This is a genomic window from Pseudoalteromonas sp. P1-11 (assembly GCF_001399995.1).
Classification (GTDB): domain Bacteria; phylum Pseudomonadota; class Gammaproteobacteria; order Enterobacterales; family Alteromonadaceae; genus Pseudoalteromonas; species Pseudoalteromonas atlantica.
Genome location: NZ_LJSP01000004.1, coordinates 280,856 through 297,817 on the forward strand (window position 1 = coordinate 280,856; position 16,962 = coordinate 297,817).

Below are 16,962 nucleotides of genomic sequence, written 5' to 3' on the forward strand. Positions count from 1 at the left end.
ATGTTGGCGCCTGTTGTAAGCATGATTAGTGTTTACTATATGGTTCAAGTAATAAAAAGTATGGGAAGTTGGATCAACTTTTAATTAATAGCTAAATAATTCGATTTGAGTAAGCTGATCGACTTAGTAAAAGCGCACGTAAATAAAGGCAGTGTAATTTAAAGAAGTAGACTTTATGAAACGTGCGATTTTCCCATTACCAATATTTGTCTTACCAGAAGGCTATACGCGTTTGCGTATATTTGAGCCTAGGTATTTAAACATGGTAAAAACCGCACTACAAAATAATGTCGGTTTTGTACTGTGCACCTATCAGCACGACACGCCATTTAATATTAGCGCTCAGGGCTGTTTGGTCGATATTATCGACTTTGATCAAGACCCTAGCAATATGCTACTCATTGATGTGTACGCTGCTAAAAGCGTGCAAATAAATGACGTATACCAAGATGAAAGTGAATTGCGCCATGGCTTATTAAGCGATTGCAATACGCCGTATTGGTACAATGACTCACACAGTGAAATTTCGGCTGATAATCAACGCTTGTCTGATTCTTTACAGGACATATTTTTAAACAATAAAGAGCTTTCTAGTTTATATAGGCAAACCAAGTTTGATAATTTAGCCTGGGTAGCTGCCCGCTGGCTTGAACTATTACCTATATCTATCGATAAAAAACAGCAACTTGCGTTCGAAAGTAACTTTGCTAACTTACTAAACTTCCTCCATACTGTGATCAACAATGAATTTGCCTAAAATAATGTGATCTGCGTTTAATTGCTTGGCGTATAGATATGTACAAAAGCATACACGGGATTAATTATTATGGTAAGTCAACAACCCTCACCACGTTGTGAACCTAATACAGGTAAATATACTGCCATGCCAGAAACGCCAAGTGCAGATCTTATGCAAGCTCTGCTTGATGTAGCTACTTCGCGAGACAAAAGAGCGTTTGCTTACTTATTTGAATACTTTTCGCCAAAAATCAAACGCTTTGGAATTAAGCAATTTGGCTCTGAGGCACAAGCAATGGAGCTTGTACAAGAAACATTAACCTCAGTGTGGCGTAAAGCGCATTTGTATCACAGCGATAAAGGGGCTGCGACGACCTGGGTATATACCGTAATGCGTAATGCCTCATTTGATATGCTTCGTAAAATGAAAAGTAATAAAGAAGAAAATATAAGCGAAGATATTTGGCCACTTATTAACGAATCTCAAGATACAACACTTGAATTTAGCGACCACTTGGAAGATAAACAAATTAAACGTTACCTAGACAAACTACCAACCGCACAGCGAGAGGTCGTCCGAGGCGTTTATTTCCAAGATATGTCGCAAGAGCAACTTGCTCAACAATTAAATATTCCTGTAGGCACGGTAAAATCACGATTGCGTTTAGCCTTGCAAAAATTACGTAATGAAATGGGAGATCAGCATGATTAAACATCACCCTAGTGAATCTTTACTAGCACAATATTGTTCAGCGCAGTTACCTGCATCGTTAAGCGTTGCGGTATCTATACACGTTGATATGTGCCCAGTTTGCCAAACAAAAGTGGCAAAACTTGAAGCCGCTAATGCAAAGGATGTATTTAGCGATGCGTCATACGCCCCTGATACATTAAATTTAAGTAATGATTTACAAGCGCCAGATTTTGACGCTGACCTGCTAGATTTGATAACCGCCGATGCTAGCATTGATGAAGTTTACGAAGTTGAGCCGGTAACCGTACAAGTTAATGAGCATAACTACGAATTACCACGCGCCTTAACACGTATTTCGCATGGGCGTTTTACGCAAGTGGGTAAGCTTGCTCGCTCTCGCGTTGCTATTGATGATGGCCCATTGCGCTCAAGCCTTTTACATATTGGCGCAGGGGGCGAAATCCCCGAGCATACTCATACTGGTTTTGAAGTAACATTGCTACTTGATGGTGAGTTTAGTGATGAAGAGGGTAGTTACGTGCCAGGAGACTTTATTTGGCAAGATGGCTCTCATCAGCACACTCCACTCACAAAAGATGGTTGTTTATGCTTTACAGTAGTCAGTAGTGCGCTACATTTTAATAAAGGGCTCAGTAAGTTACTTAATCCTATAGGTAACTTGATTTATTAAGAGAATTTATGCAAACAGACACAATAAAAATAGGTATTAGCGCCTGCTTAGCAGGCGAAAAAGTACGTTTTGATACAGGCCATAAAAAGTCTAACTTTTGTATGGATGAGCTTGGAAAACATGTAGAGTACACGCGTTTTTGCCCAGAGGTAGCCGTAGGGTTACCTATTCCTCGGCCAACCATACGCCAAGTACGTGTGGGCGATACAATAAAAGTGTGTCGCCCAGATGGCACTGGCGATGTTGGGCCTAAGTTAACTGAATACGGTAAAAAAGTAGCCACAGAGCAAGCTAAAAACCTAAGTGGTTTTGTTTTTTGTGCGAAAAGCCCAAGCTGCGGTATGGAAAGAATTAAAATTTATAACGAAGCGGGCACCGGCAATACCTCTGAAGGCGTTGGTTTTTTTGCTGAGCAAATAATGAAGCACAATCCATTATTGCCATGTGAAGAAAACGGCCGCTTAAACGACATGCACTTACGCGAAAATTTTGTAATGCGCGTGTACGCCTACAAACAGTGGCAGTTACTAGCATCTGAGCCGCTAACAGTGCATAAGCTTACCCAGTTTCATTCGCAATATAAGTACTTATTAATGGCTCATAATTATCAAGCTTACCGCGACTTAGGTAATTTACTTGGTACTTATAATGGTGATGATATTAACGCTTTAGCAGATGAGTACATTCTTGGGTTAATGAACGGCCTTAAAAAGCCTGCATCACGCAGGAATAATTGCAACACGTTAATGCACTTGCAGGGCTACTTTAAAAAAGACTTATCTAAGGTTGAAAAGCAAGAGCTACGCGATGCCATCGATGAATACCGTCAAGGTTTAGTGCCTTTGTACGTACCGCTTACTTTGTTAAAACATCATCTGAAAGTACACCCTAATGAATACCTAGAAAAGCAGGTGTTTTTTAATCCTTACCCTAATGAACTAAAATTACGTTACGGCATATAATGAATACACTTTTTTGGTTTAGGCGCGATTTGCGCCTTTTTTCTAACGAAGCGCTTATTGAAGCGCTAAATAATGGCGCTAAACAGGCCATTTTTTTTATCTGCGAAAAGCAATGGCAACAACACAACGCCGCTCCCATTCAAATAGATTTACTAAAAAGACGCCTCAATTATATACGCGAGCAGCTAGCACAGTACGCAATAGAGCTGCATATTATTGATGCTCCTTACTTTGACGATTGTGAAAGTGCGCTTTTATCATTTTGTGATAAACATAAGGTAAAACATGTAATTGCCAATAAAGAGTATGAGTTAAATGAAGTAAATCGTGATGCGCAAATACTTGCAAAGTGTGATGATAAAAATATTACGTTTACCCTCTATGAGGGAGATGTAATAGCGCCTGTAGGCAGTGTTAAAAACCAAAGTAACGAAATGTACAAAGTGTTTACGCCATTTAAAAAACAGTGGCTTAAACAACACCAAGATACTCACTTTAGCTTATTACCGTGGCCTTTAAAAAAACAGCCGATAAATAACAACGCACAGGCAATTAAAAGTGATGGCAGCTCAGAAAAATGGCCAGTTGATGATGAAAGCTTAGCAACCATTGTTGATAATTTTATTTGCGACAAATTAAGTAGCTACGACGATCAGCGTGATATACCCAGCATTAAAGGCACATCGGGTTTAAGCCCTTATCTAGCTCTGGGTATTATAAGCCCTAAGCAGTTACTGGTTAATATTCAAAACCGCTACCCAGATATTTTAACAACATCTAAAAGTAAAACGTTTACTTGGGTAAACGAGCTTATTTGGCGCGAATTTTATCGTCATTTAATTGCGCAATTTCCTAAGCTTTCTCGTGGTTATAACTTTAACGAAAAGTACAATGGCGTTAAATGGCGTAAAAACGAGGCTGAGTTTAAAGCCTGGTGCGAGGGAAAAACAGGTTACCCACTCGTTGATGCAGCGATGAGACAGTTAGTTCAAACCGGCTGGATGCATAACCGTTTAAGAATGGTGGTCGCCAGCTTTTTGACCAAACATTTATTAATTGATTGGCGTGAAGGCGAGCAGTTTTTTATGCAGCACCTTATTGATGGCGATTTAGCCTCTAATAATGGCGGTTGGCAGTGGGCTGCAAGCACTGGCTGTGACGCGCAGCCTTATTTTCGCGTATTTAATCCTATCACTCAAAGTGAGCGCTTTGATCCTAATGGTAAATTTATACGTAAATATTTACCAGAGCTTGAAAAAGTGCCAGATAAACATATTCATTTTCCTCATGCTTATTTAGCGTCAATAGGGGCTGATAAGCAATGTTACTGGCCGTCAATCGTAGATCATAAAGCAGCTCGCGAGCGTGCAATAGCTGCATTTAAGGGGTGATATGGAAACAGCATTACCGGTAGCAAAATTTGTAGAAATATATCAACAACTCGATAAATCAAACCTGCATTTGCTTAATGATATTTACAGCGAGCAAATTAAATTTAAAGACCCAATGCACGAAATACACGGGCTAAGCGAGCTTACCCGATATTTTTCTAATCTATATAGTAATGTTAAGCATTGTCAGTTTGATATTAGCGACACCTACGAGCGTGATGACAAAGCATTTTTGTATTGGACTATGCATTACGCCCACCCAAAACTGGCTTCTGGCAAAACTATATCGGTAGAAGGGCACAGTAAGCTGGTTTTTAAAGAAGGTAAAATTATTAACCACCGCGACTATTTTAATGTCGGTGAAATGCTATACAAGCATATTCCTATTTTAGGTGGCGTTATAAATTACATAGATAAACGAGCAGGGTAGCGATGAATATTTTAATTACAGGTGCAACCTCAGGTATTGGCGAGCAGCTTGCAATAAAGTACGCAAAGCAAGGCAATACCGTGATTGCTTGCGGTAGAAACCTTGAAAAGTTAGCTGAGCTTGAAAAACACACCAATATTAAAACGTGTCAGTTTGATGCCACAGACCTCAAAGACATAAAGCAAGCAACCCTGGGGTTTAGTGCTTTTGATAAGGTTATTCTTAACGCTGGTAACTGTGAGTATGTAGATGATGCCCGTAACTTTGACAGCGCTTTGTTTGAGCGAGTTATTTCAGTAAACCTGCTGGCCATGGGCTACTGCCTAGAGGCACTATTACCAAAAATTAGTGCGGGCGGACAACTTGTACTTGTTAGCTCAAGCGTTACGTATTTACCTCTGCCACGCTCTGAGGCGTATGGCGCATCTAAAGCCGGAGTAAGCTATTTAGCGAAAAGCTTAGCAATCGACTTAAACGATGTTGATGTTACGTTGGTGCACCCTGGTTTTGTTAAAACCCCCCTTACTGATAAAAACGATTTCCCAATGCCTATGGCCGTCACTGCAACAGAGGCCGCCGATTATATGATTAAGGGGATCAATAAACGCCGTAAAGAAGTTCATTTTCCTTATCGGTTTACGCTTATTTTAAAAGCATTACGTATTTTACCGTTACCACTTTGGTTACGTTTAGCAAAAGGATTAGCCCGTTGAAAAAAATAGCAATAATAGGTTCTGGCGTATCGGGTTTAACCTGTGCTCATTTACTGCATAAGCATTACGATATTACTGTATTTGAAAAAAACGATTACATTGGTGGTCATACCGCGACAGTAGAGATATCTGATGCTGGGGTTAAACGCGCAATAGACACGGGCTTTATCGTATTTAATGACCGCACTTACCCGTACTTTGAAAAACTACTCGCGCGCATTGGCGTAGACAGACAAGAAACACAAATGAGCTTTAGTGTTCATAATCAAGCAAGTGGTTTTGAGTACAACGGACACACCTTTGCCAGCTTATTCGCTCAAAAAAGAAATATATTTAGGCCTAAGTTTTGGCGCTTGTTAAGCGATATAGTTAAGTTTAATAAATTATGTAAAGCAATGCACAGCGAGCAAAACTACCCTAAAGATCAAACGCTGGGTCAGTTATTAGATACGCACGGCTTTAATGACTTTTTTAAATACCATTACATTTTACCTATGGGGGCGGCTATTTGGTCAACCAGCATCAAAGAGATGCAAAATGTAGGGGTTGAGTTTTTTGTAAACTTTTTTTACAACCATGGCTTACTTGATGTTACAAACAGGCCGCAGTGGTATGTAATCCCTGGTGGGTCTAAGCAATACATTAAGCCGCTTATTAAAGGTTTTGCAGAGCGGATAAAACTAAATACCGACATTGAGACGGTTACACGTGTAGATAATAAAGTAATTATTACCCTTGAAAATGGCGAACAAGCAGAATTTGATAAAGTGGTATTTGCGTGTCACTCAGATCAAGCCCTTGCATTACTTGGTGATGCTACTGAGCAAGAACACGCTGTATTAGGTGCAATTCCTTATACCGAAAACTCGGTAGTATTGCATACAGATACTAGTTTACTGCCAGATAGAAAAGCCGCCTGGGCTAGCTGGAATTACTTACTAAACGAAAACACCGACAAAGCAGCGGTTGTTACATACCAAATGAATATACTGCAAGGTATAGACTCAGATACACAATTTTGTGTAACCCTTAATCACTTAGAAGGGATTAACAAAGCAAATATATTACGTGAGTTCACTTATCATCACCCTGTTTTTAACGAATCATCCATTGCCGCACAAAAACTCAAGCACACTGTTGATGGCCAAAATAATAGCTATTTTTGTGGTGCTTATTGGTATAACGGTTTCCATGAAGATGGTGTTCGCAGTGGAGTAGATGTGGCTAAGCAATTAGGTGTTGAATTTGAATAGCGCTGTATACTTAGGCGATGTAAGGCACAGGCGCTTTGCGGTAAAAAACCATCAGTTTAAATACCCACTTTATATGATGTGGGTAGATTTAAAAAATCCGTTATTACTTAATAACATTCACCCTATGCTAGGTACTTTTGGGTTTAAAGCACTGCGTTTTAATCAATCCGATTATTTAAACACACTGCCAAACTCAGAGCCATTAAGTATTATCGAACGTGCACAGTGCCAAATAGAAAGGCTAGGTGTTAAAGAGACGTTTTCGCATATTTATATGCTTGGCCAACTTAGGTGTATGGGCATTTATTTCAGCCCTGTAAATTTTTACTTTTACGGTAATAGCACCGATAACTTTAAATATATGGTGGCTGAGGTAAGCAATACGCCGTGGAATGAGCGCCATTATTATTTGGTGCCCTTACAAAAAAAAGTGAACTTTAAGAAGGCTTTCTCCGTATCACCCTTTATGAATTTAGATATGGACTACCATTGGCAAGTACAACATACAGCCGATAACACATTAATTCATATAGAAAATAAACGTGGGGATGAGTTGTTATTCGACGCGTCTTTACGATTAAAGCGAAGTCAGTTAACGAAGCAAGAAGTTAATAAATTATTAAAAAAATTTCCTGCGATGACTTTATCTATTTTCAAAGGTATTTATGTGCAAGCACTTAAGTTGTTTATTAAAAGGGTTCCTTTTTTAGGTCATTCAGGAAAACTTTAGTATAGTTAAACAGGCTTAGTTGCGGGTAGCGATACAATTATAAAGGGTTTAAGATGGAAAAAGTCTCGAGTATAAACTGCCAAGAGCAAACTGGTTGGTTTACAAACTTATATAAAAAGCTAGTCACCAAAGCCTTTGCAAGTATTGAAACAGGCCAAATAGTGTTAGTTGAGAACAGTCGCTCAACAGTATTTGGTCAACAACATTCAGACTTAAAAACCACGATTACCGTTAACGACACTGCCATGTATAAAGCATTTGCACTATCTGGCAGTGTGGGTGCAGGTGAGTCTTACATTCTTGGGCAATGGTCGTGCGATAACTTGACCAAACTCATCGAAATTTTTGCCATAAACCAAAAACAATTAGATGCTTTTGAAAAAAAATTCTCGTTTTTTAGTGGCTTAGCCCACCGTTTTAACCATCTTAAAAACAGCAACTCAGAATCTGGGTCGAAAAAGAATATCGTTGCACATTATGATTTAGGTAACGATTTATACGAGTCATTTTTAAGCGAGGAAATGCTTTACTCTTGCGCTGTTTATCCATCAAAAGACGCCTCTCTTGAGGACGCTCAACAAAACAAGCTGAAACAAATTTGTGAGCAGGTAGAGATAAACGAAGGCGATTCAGTTATTGAAATTGGCACAGGCTGGGGGGCGTTTGCGATTTACGCGGCCACACATTACAACTGCCATGTCACCACAACAACGATTTCTGATGAGCAATATGCCTATGTTGAAAACAAGGTTAAACAGTTAGGACTTGAAAATAATATAACTTTGCTCAAGCTTGATTATCGTTTATTAGAAGGGCAATACGACAAGCTTGTATCAATAGAGATGATAGAAGCAGTAGGGCATGAATACCTACCAAGCTTTTTTAAGCAATGTAATAGCTTGCTTAAAGAAGACGGTGCAATGCTTATCCAAGCGATCACTATTGGCGATCAACGTTATCAACATTATTTAAAAAACTCTGACTTTATTCAGCAGTATATTTTCCCCGGTGGTTGTTTGCCTTCAATTAATGAGATGAGCGAGCAAATTAAGAACAATACCGATATGGTTATTCATACTGTAAGCGACATAGGCGCGCATTATGCTAGAACACTAGCCGATTGGCGCACACGCTTTATTGATAACTGGCACACCCTAGACAGTGACAAGTTTGATGAGCGTTTTTACAGATTATGGTTATTTTATTTTGCTTATTGCGAAGGCGCTTTTAGAACGCGAGCAACAAGTACCGTTCATTTAACGGCGCGTAAACCACGTTTTACTAGTCAAAATGACGAAATTGCCCTTAATTATTAATTTTGTGCTTTTTCAAACAGTGTGGTTTTTATCACTGTTTTTAGAAGCTCAATCTGTTTTATACACCTCTGGTATTGTTGTGCTTATGTTTGTTTTATCAAAGCAGCATAAGCTCGACGCGTTGCTTTTAGTCAAAGCTTTACCAATTGCGCTGTTATGTGAATACCTTGCTGTGCAGCTAAACCTTTTGGAATTTAAAGTATCCCCTTTTCCGCTTTGGTTAGCCTTGCTATGGGCAGCATTATTGCTTTGCTTAAACACATCAATGGCGTTTATTACTAATCTAAAACTTTGGCAAGCCTATTTAGTGTGCTTAGCCTTGGCGCCAATTAGTTATTATTCAGGCGCTCAATTTGGCGTGCTTAGTATTTATTCACCTGTGTGGATGTTTTGGCTTCTGTACGGCGCACTGTGGGCTGCTGCCTTTACATTAATTCTTATTATTAACCAAAAAATTAAAGCGATTATAAATTTTAGCAAGCAATAACAGGAGCTTGTATGAATATCACCGCAAAAATATGTGCAATAACGGCCACAATGATTATGGCTACTTTTTTTACCCCATTGAGCTTTAGCGAAGAGCAAACTGACTTTAAAAAAGTGGGCGAGGCGCGCATGGAATATTTATTTTGGGATGTTTACGATGCAACGTTATATACCCGCTCAGGGAGTTACAAACAGGGGGCGCACCCAGTTAAATTTACGCTCACCTATTTGCGAGACTTTGCAGCAAAAGACATTGTTAAAGCCACTAAAGAGCAATGGCAGCATTTAGGTAAAAGTGACTTATCTGCTAAGTATGCTGATAAATTGCTCGCTCTTTGGCCAGACATTAAAAAAGGCGAGTCGTTAAGCTTACAAACATCACCAAGCGGTCAGGCTACTTTTTACCATAATGATAAAAAGTTAGGTGAAATTAGTGACTCGCAATTTGCCAATCAGTTTTTAGCTATTTGGCTAAGCCCAAACACCTCAGAGCCAGCACTTAGAAAACAATTATTAGGGATTTAACATGCGCAATATAAATAAATTTAAACAGCTATGTATTTTAATGGCCGCATTATTTTTAGTGAGCTGCTCCGCGCCAAAAGTAGAGCACTACAATAGCAGCAACCCAGAATTTGATTTTAAAGCGTTTTTTAGTGGCGATTTGAAAGCATACGGCGTTGTGCAAGATTATAAAGGCGAACTCACACGTAAACTTGTTGTCACTATGAATGCGCGCTGGAAAGGGAACGAGGGCGTTATAGAGGAAGACTTTGTGTATGACGATGGTGAAACACAAAAGCGTATTTGGTATGTCACCCTTAATGACGATAATAGCTTAGTGGGACGTGCTGATGATGTGCTTGGCATTGCAACTGGTAAAAGCGCAGGCAGTGTGTTTCATTGGAACTACAATGTGGCCTTACCCTATGACGGCAGTACGCTTGAGGTGAATTTTGATGATTGGATGTACCTGGTTACACAATCGCGCTTGATAAACCGAACGTCTATTGTTAAGTTTGGTGTCGAGGTTGGGGAAGTGACCTTAGTTATCGAAAAAATATAGAGCAGTGTGTTATTTAAAGTGTGCCTTTTGTGTACTTAAATTAAGTTTTAGTTAACCCAACACGCTGTATTTTACCGAGAATTATTAAAATTTTACGCATTTTCGAAGTATTTAAGCAAAAAATGCAATTTGCTGTTGCTAACTCCTTAAAAATGCATAAAGATAGGTTTTGCGAAGGCAAAATAATAACGAATAGGAATCTAACAATGAATAAAGCTCAATTAGTTGAAAAAATCGCTACTGATGCAGAAATCTCTAAAGCTGCTGCTACACGTGCACTTGACGCGTTTACTGGCGCTGTAACTTCTTCTTTAAAAGAAGGTAATTCAGTTGCATTAGTAGGTTTTGGTACTTTCTCAGTTAAAGAACGTGCAGCACGTACTGGCCGTAACCCACAAACGGGTGCTGAGATCCAAATCGCAGCGGCAACTATCCCAAGCTTTAAAGCAGGTAAAGGTCTTAAAGACCAAGTAAACCCTTAATTGGCGCTTTACAGAATTTTTTAAAAAAGAGCTATTAAGCTCTTTTTTTTTTGCCTGTATTAAAGTAGCGAGCTTACCTAAGTTAAGCTTATTCCCACATGCCTAATTAGGTATTAATGCAGAGCGTTGTAAGGCAAGGCTTAACATAAAAAATCCCTGCTAATTGCTTAGCAGGGATTTAATATTAAACGCTTAAGCTTTAATTAATTACGCTTTTAACGCTTTGTCACCACGGCCGATCCCTACAGCACCAGAGCGCACCACTTCAATAATGTCGGTTTCATGGCGTAGGGTGTCTAAAAACGATTCTATTTTGTCTGTGCTGCTTACCAGTTGTAAGCTGTAGCTTTGGCGTCCCATATCTAAAATAGCACCTTGGAACACATCTACAACGCGTGTAACCGCTGCACGTGTGGTTTCGTCTTGGGCAAATACTTTAACAAGTAATAATTCACGTTCGATGTGACTCATTTCGGTCAAATCAATAATTTTAAGTACATCAACTAATTTATTAACTTGTTTAGTAATTTGCTCAACGATTCTATCATCACCCATAGTGGTAATTGTGATACGTGACAGTGACTCATCATCAGTGGTGCCCACTGTTAAGCTATCGATGTTGTAGGCGCGCTGTGAAAAAAGCCCAACAATGCGAGATAAGGCTCCCGGTTCGTTTTCTAATAAAATAGATAATATACGACGCATTATGCTTTTACTCCTTTACGTAACCACATCTCATCAATGCCACCTAGTTTAATTTGCATTGGATATACATGTTCTTTTTCATCAACGTTAATATCTAAAAATACTAAACGGTCGTTAATGCTCATGGCTTTATCTATAGCAGGTTGTAGCTCATCTAAAGTATCTACCTTTATGCCTACATGGCCATAGCTTTCAACAAGTTTTACAAAGTCAGGTAATGAGTCCATATATGAAGATGAATGGCGACCGCCGTAAATCATATCTTGCCATTGGCGTACCATGCCTAATGAGCGGTTATTTAGCGAAACCACTTTTACAGCCAAGTTGTACTGTAAGCATGTTGATAGCTCTTGAATATTCATTTGGATTGAGCCATCGCCGGTTACACACACTGACTCTTTATCAGGAAAGGCAAGCTTAACCCCCATCGCTGCTGGTAAGCCAAAGCCCATGGTGCCTAAGCCCCCTGAATTGATCCATTGGCGAGGGTTTTTAAATGGATAATATTGCGCTGCAAACATTTGGTGCTGACCTACATCAGAGCTTACATATGCGTCACCATTAGTGGCTTTATACACTGCTTCTATAACAGCTTGAGGCTTTATTTTATCGCCATCGGTGTTGTAGCTTAAGCACTTTTGCTCGCGCCAGCTAATAATTTGTCGCCACCAATCCTCTTGTGCACTGCGATCAATTTGAATACTACTTTTATCTATGCCGGCTTGCAGTTGCTCCATCACAGTGGCTAAACAGCCCACAACCGGAATGTGTGCTTTAATCGTTTTAGAAATAGAGGTTGGGTCTACATCTACGTGAACGATGGTTGCATTAGGGCAAAACTTTTTAACATTATTGGTTACACGATCATCAAAACGTGCTCCCAATGCTAAAATTACATCGGCATTTGCCATGGCTTTATTGGCTTCAAGCGTACCGTGCATACCCAGCATACCCACGTAATTTGGGTGAATACCCGAAATACCGCCTAAGCCCATTAATGTATTAGTGATAGGTGCATTTAGCGATTCAACTAAGCGGGTTAATTGCTCAGAGGTGTTAGATAAAATAATACCGCCGCCTGAGTATATAACCAGTTTTTTTGCTTCTAAAATTGCGGTAACCGCTTTGCGAATTTGTTTAGAGTGGCCCTTTGTATTTGGGCTGTAGGTTCTAAGCTCTGTTGTTTTAGGGAAGTTGTACTCAAACTTAATAGCAGGGTTAAGCATATCTTTTGGTAGCTCAACAACAACGGGTCCTGGGCGGCCAGTACTTGCAATATAAAACGCTTTTGCCAAAATAGCCGGAATTTCTTCAGCGCTTCTGCAGTTAAAACTATGTTTTACAACCGGGCGAGAACAGCCAACAATGTCAGTTTCTTGGAATGCATCGTCACCAATTAAGCTAGTAGGTACTTGCCCCGATAATACCACCATCGGAATTGAGTCCATATAAGCGGTAGCAATACCTGTAATACAGTTAGTTGCGCCAGGGCCTGAGGTAGCAAGTACAACACCAACTTCGCCAGTAGCTCGGGCATAACCGTCAGCCATATGGGTTGCGGCTTGTTCGTGACGTACTAAAATATGTTCAATATCTTCTTGTTGAAAAAGTGCATCGTATAAATCTAAAACCGACCCACCTGGGTAGCCAAATATATACTTAACCTTCAACTCTTTTAATGCCTGAACAACTAGTTCAGAACCATTATATTCTTGTTTGCTCATCCTCATTCCTCTGTGCGCTGTTTATGCATAAAAAAACCCCCGCGTAGTGCGAGGGTTTTTAAAAAGCAATTTCACTTTTTAATACATCCCCGCTGGGCTTATCACTAAGACCACTACGAGTAAGATTAAAAGGTGAAGTTGTTTTTTCATAATTGTCACTTTATAAAAAGCAAAATGCTGCTTTAGATTAAAAATTCTATATGGGGTTATTTTTAAGGGTTTTACGTGCTTATGTCAACCTTGAAAGGGCTGTTTTGGATTAAAATTTCAAATTAATTTGTTTTCATACTAAAAAGTTGCACGCTATTTGTAGTTATATAAAAAATATGAAGAAATTATGCTAATTTTACCGAGTAACCATAATGGGTAAATAGGTGATTTGAGCGCTGTGCTTAATGCATATATTAGGTATGATAGAGCAATAGTTTATCTGGGGAAGATACAGTGAAAAAAATAATATGGCTTGGCTTATTTCTTTGCAGCCTAAACCTTAACGCAGCAAATACCAGCGCGCATGACCCAGGTATTATTAACAAACAAAGAATAGAGTATTGGTTAAATAAACGCGCTGATACCCAACAAACCACTAACAAGCCAACGGTTGAAAGCTACTTAGCGAATACTGCACGGCTTAACCCTTCGCAGTTAAAACCTGTTTCTACCATGAAAGCCCGCTTAAGCGCTAAGCAAGCCAATAAGCAGCTGCAATATGCAAGTGCGGCTAGCCCCAGTAGCGCGCTAAATGAGGTTAAAGTACTGGCTATCTTAATTGATTTTCCTGATTTAAAGCACGATGACAATCAGCTAGTTGATGATGATACCGATATGTATTACGAAAATTATACAAAAGAGCATTACCAACAATTGCTTTTTAATGAGGGTGGGTTTGTAGGCCCTAATAATGAAACACTTAGCAGCGTATACGATTATTATTACGACGCATCAGGCGCTAGCTTAACTTTTAGCGGGCAAGTATATGGGTGGGTTAGGGCAGATAGTAATGCAAAAACCTATGGTGAGCGCGTAGGTAACACACGCGATATAAATGCCCCCGCACTGATAAAAGAAGCAGTCGAAAAAGCCACTGCACAATTTGATATTGATTTAACGCAATATGATTTAACAGATTTAGATGATATTGACGGCGATGGCATTATCAACGAGCCAAACGGCATTATCGACCATGTTATGGTTTTTCATTCCAGTATTGGTGAAGAATCCGGTGGAGGCTATTTAGGCGTTGATGCAATTTGGTCTCACCGCTACTACGTATTTGATGAAAACAGTGAACCTGTCAGTATTGCGGGTAGTAGCGTTAAGTTATCGGGTTATACGATAAATCCAATAGATGCCAGCATAGGTGTCGTTGCGCATGAATTTGGTCACGACTTAGGTTTAGCAGATGAGTACGATTTACAGTCAAATACCGTAGGTGAGCCTGTATCGTCTTGGTCAATAATGTCTACTGGTAGCTGGGCTGGTGGGCCTAGAGGTTCACAGCCCGTTATGTTTAGTGCACAGGCGCTTGAGTATTTACAAAACAGATACCAAGGCAATTGGGTGAACCAGCTTAATTTAACCATGGAGGAAGTGAGCAGTCAGCCTCAGCAGTCGCTAGTTTATACTAGCTCACTTTCTCAGCAGCAAAGCCAAATTAAAGTGACACTTGCGCAGCAGCTAGAAAAATTTAAAACCCCGGTTGAAGGTGATTTTCAATTTTACTCTGGTACAGGTAACAACCTAACACACACGCTCTCACAAACCGTGACCTTACCTGAGGCGGCTACACCACTGACTCTTAGCTTTTTAGCTTACTACAGTATTGAGCGCGATTATGACCTTGTACAAGTAAAGGTAAATCAAACTCCTTTAGCTGGTAATTATACAATCGAGACAAATCCTTATTATGGCGATATAGGCCCGTATATAACTGGTGATTCGTTTTTACATGCAGATGCGCAGCAACCTAATGGTTTTTTAATGCATGAGTTTGATTTAACACAATATGCAGGACAAACCATTACATTAAGTATTGAGTATATTACCGATACAAACACACAGTATTATGGTTTTGTAGCCGATGATTTAAAAATAACAAACAACAATACTGTGATTTGGCAAAATAACGCAGAGCAGCCAAGTATTAACTTAGCGTTAAATGGTTTTAGCCGCGTGAGTAGTTATATTTATGCTAAACCAGCCCACTACTATATACAGCTACGTGCGCACAGAGGTGTGGATGCCGGCTTACAAGCAGAGCAATATTCACCGGGAGCTTTATTGTGGTATAGCAATAGTGCATTTGATAACAACAACACAACTGATCACCCAGGGGGTGGTTTTAATTTAGTGGTTGATGCGGATCAAAAGCCAATTTATCGCGGTACAAGTAGCACCACACTTGCAGATACACCTATACAAGTACGCGATGCTGCATTTAGTTTATATCAGCAAAGTGCAGGTTTAGGCGATCAAGACTTAGCTGCCATTAGTGAGTTTAATGATCATTTTGATTACAGCTTTACGCAGCAGGCTGAATCAGGTGTGGTGCTTACTCCCCAAGGGTTTAACTTTGAAATAGTCAGCCAACACCCTGAAAGTGAAACAGCAGAGCTTTTGCTTAGCTATGATGCGCTACAACAAATAACCACAACAGTAAACGAGGCAACCGTTAGCTTTAATGTAGCCGGTTTAAAGTTAACCCCCACAGATACATTTTTATGGGACTTTGGTGATGGGCAATCGAGTACTGAGCTAAGTCCTACACATACCTATGCCGATTACGGCACATACAGCGTTACCTTTTCGGCAATGGGTGAGACGACTACGCAAACACAAACTAAACAAATTACCATCACAAAACCGCTAGAAATTGAAAATTTAACGTATCAGTTAAACGGTGCGACTTTATCTGCTCAAGCAATCGTAACTGGCGGTAAAGCACCTTACAACATGAGTTGGCTTATAGATGGTGAACCCGTATCGCAAACTGAAAACCTAGATTACCAATTTAGCTACTCTGGAGATTATACCCTCGCGTTAATAGTAACTGATACGCAAGGAATAAGTGTTAGCCAACAGCATGCTTTGAGTGTTAATGCACCGCTGCAATTAAGTACACGCCATACGGCAAATAACTTAGCGGTACAATTTAATAGCTCACCATTAGGTGGATCTGGTAATTATACATATAGCTGGGATTATGGCGATAGCAGCCCACTAGGTATAACGCAAAACCCAAGTCATAATTACCAAGGTGCAGGTAGTTATACAGTAAAACTTGTACTCACAGACAGTCAAACCAATGAAGTTATAAGTAGTGAGCTAACAGTCTCGGTACAAGAAGCGCAAAGTGAATCGTCATCAAGTGGTGGGGCAATAGGTTATTTAATTGCGCTATTAGTGATAAGTGGATTTTACCGGCGTACCAGCAATAAAGTTTAATGATTTTGTGAAGTAATACCAATCGACTTAAATGTCTAATAACTTAACACCAGTGGTATAAAAGGTGATGCTCGCTGCATTAAAAATTCTATTTAAAATAAATAGCGTAGTTATGCCAAGTGATGTTATCAGCAAAG

17 protein-coding genes are annotated in these 16,962 nt (G+C 39.7%); 15 read left to right on the forward strand and 2 right to left on the reverse strand.

All coding sequences use genetic code 11. The annotated features are described in order from the left end of the window. The first annotated feature begins 175 nt into the window (after positions 1–175). The 14 genes from AN390_RS09445 (at position 176) to AN390_RS09510 (ending at position 10,952) form a co-directional block, all read left to right on the forward strand. Positions 176–757, forward strand: coding sequence for an LON peptidase substrate-binding domain-containing protein (locus AN390_RS09445; protein WP_004586417.1), 582 nt, complete (start codon positions 176–178; stop codon positions 755–757). Between the two features lie 69 nt (positions 758–826). Continuing rightward, on the forward strand, positions 827–1,450 hold the full coding sequence (locus AN390_RS09450; protein WP_055254110.1) for a sigma-70 family RNA polymerase sigma factor: 624 nt from the start codon (positions 827–829) through the stop codon (positions 1,448–1,450). Continuing rightward, positions 1,443–2,123, forward strand: coding sequence for a ChrR family anti-sigma-E factor (locus AN390_RS09455; RefSeq protein ID WP_055254112.1), 681 nt, complete (start codon positions 1,443–1,445; stop codon positions 2,121–2,123). The genes AN390_RS09450 and AN390_RS09455 overlap by 8 nt, the downstream gene beginning before the upstream one ends. Before the next feature lie 8 nt (positions 2,124–2,131). Continuing rightward, the gene (locus tag AN390_RS09460; RefSeq protein WP_055254114.1) at positions 2,132–3,085 is read left to right on the forward strand and encodes a DUF523 and DUF1722 domain-containing protein; all 954 of its coding nucleotides are present in this window, start codon (positions 2,132–2,134) and stop codon (positions 3,083–3,085) included. Next, positions 3,085–4,476 (forward strand): deoxyribodipyrimidine photo-lyase, encoded by a 1,392-nt coding sequence (gene phrB / locus AN390_RS09465; RefSeq protein ID WP_055254116.1) that lies wholly within the window; start codon positions 3,085–3,087, stop codon positions 4,474–4,476. The genes AN390_RS09460 and phrB overlap by 1 nt, the downstream gene beginning before the upstream one ends. 1 nt (position 4,477) lies before the next feature. Then, a complete protein-coding gene (locus AN390_RS09470) occupies positions 4,478–4,906 on the forward strand; it encodes a nuclear transport factor 2 family protein (RefSeq protein WP_024031753.1) in 429 nt (142 codons plus the stop codon). Positions 4,907–4,908: 2 nt separating this feature from the next. Then, positions 4,909–5,619, forward strand: a complete 711-nt coding sequence (locus AN390_RS09475) for an SDR family NAD(P)-dependent oxidoreductase (protein ID WP_055254118.1) — start codon at positions 4,909–4,911, stop codon at positions 5,617–5,619. Further along, positions 5,616–6,872, forward strand: coding sequence for an NAD(P)/FAD-dependent oxidoreductase (locus tag AN390_RS09480; protein ID WP_054981922.1), 1,257 nt, complete (start codon positions 5,616–5,618; stop codon positions 6,870–6,872). The genes AN390_RS09475 and AN390_RS09480 overlap by 4 nt, the downstream gene beginning before the upstream one ends. Next, positions 6,865–7,602, forward strand: a complete 738-nt coding sequence (locus AN390_RS09485) for a DUF1365 domain-containing protein (RefSeq protein WP_055254120.1) — start codon at positions 6,865–6,867, stop codon at positions 7,600–7,602. Before AN390_RS09480 ends, AN390_RS09485 begins: the two co-directional genes overlap by 8 nt. A 53-nt stretch (positions 7,603–7,655) precedes the next feature. Beyond that, a complete protein-coding gene (locus AN390_RS09490; RefSeq protein WP_004586408.1) occupies positions 7,656–8,918 on the forward strand; it encodes a cyclopropane-fatty-acyl-phospholipid synthase family protein in 1,263 nt (420 codons plus the stop codon). Continuing rightward, positions 8,893–9,405, forward strand: a complete 513-nt coding sequence (locus AN390_RS09495; protein WP_055254122.1) for a DUF2878 domain-containing protein — start codon at positions 8,893–8,895, stop codon at positions 9,403–9,405. Before AN390_RS09490 ends, AN390_RS09495 begins: the two co-directional genes overlap by 26 nt. 50 nt (positions 9,406–9,455) lie before the next feature. Next, entirely contained in the window at positions 9,456–9,929 is a 474-nt protein-coding gene (locus tag AN390_RS09500) for a chalcone isomerase family protein (RefSeq protein WP_055254401.1), read from the forward strand. A gap of 1 nt (position 9,930) precedes the next feature. Continuing rightward, positions 9,931–10,470 (forward strand): DUF3833 domain-containing protein, encoded by a 540-nt coding sequence (locus AN390_RS09505; RefSeq protein WP_055254124.1) that lies wholly within the window; start codon positions 9,931–9,933, stop codon positions 10,468–10,470. A 206-nt stretch (positions 10,471–10,676) separates the two neighbouring features. Then, entirely contained in the window at positions 10,677–10,952 is a 276-nt protein-coding gene (locus AN390_RS09510; RefSeq protein ID WP_004586404.1) for an HU family DNA-binding protein, read from the forward strand. A gap of 207 nt (positions 10,953–11,159) precedes the next feature. Here AN390_RS09510 and ilvN read toward each other — a convergent pair whose 3' ends face one another. Together ilvN and AN390_RS09520 are read right to left on the reverse strand one after the other, a co-directional pair. Next, positions 11,160–11,657, reverse strand: coding sequence for an acetolactate synthase small subunit (ilvN, locus tag AN390_RS09515; protein WP_004586403.1), 498 nt, complete (start codon positions 11,655–11,657; stop codon positions 11,160–11,162). After that, positions 11,657–13,381, reverse strand: a complete 1,725-nt coding sequence (locus AN390_RS09520) for an acetolactate synthase 3 large subunit (RefSeq protein ID WP_054981927.1) — start codon at positions 13,379–13,381, stop codon at positions 11,657–11,659. Before AN390_RS09520 ends, ilvN begins: the two co-directional genes overlap by 1 nt. A 444-nt stretch (positions 13,382–13,825) precedes the next feature. Here AN390_RS09520 and AN390_RS09525 point away from each other — a divergent pair, with 444 nt between their 5' ends. After that, a complete protein-coding gene (locus tag AN390_RS09525) occupies positions 13,826–16,825 on the forward strand; it encodes an immune inhibitor A domain-containing protein (protein WP_055254126.1) in 3,000 nt (999 codons plus the stop codon). Positions 16,826–16,962: the final 137 nt, after the last annotated feature.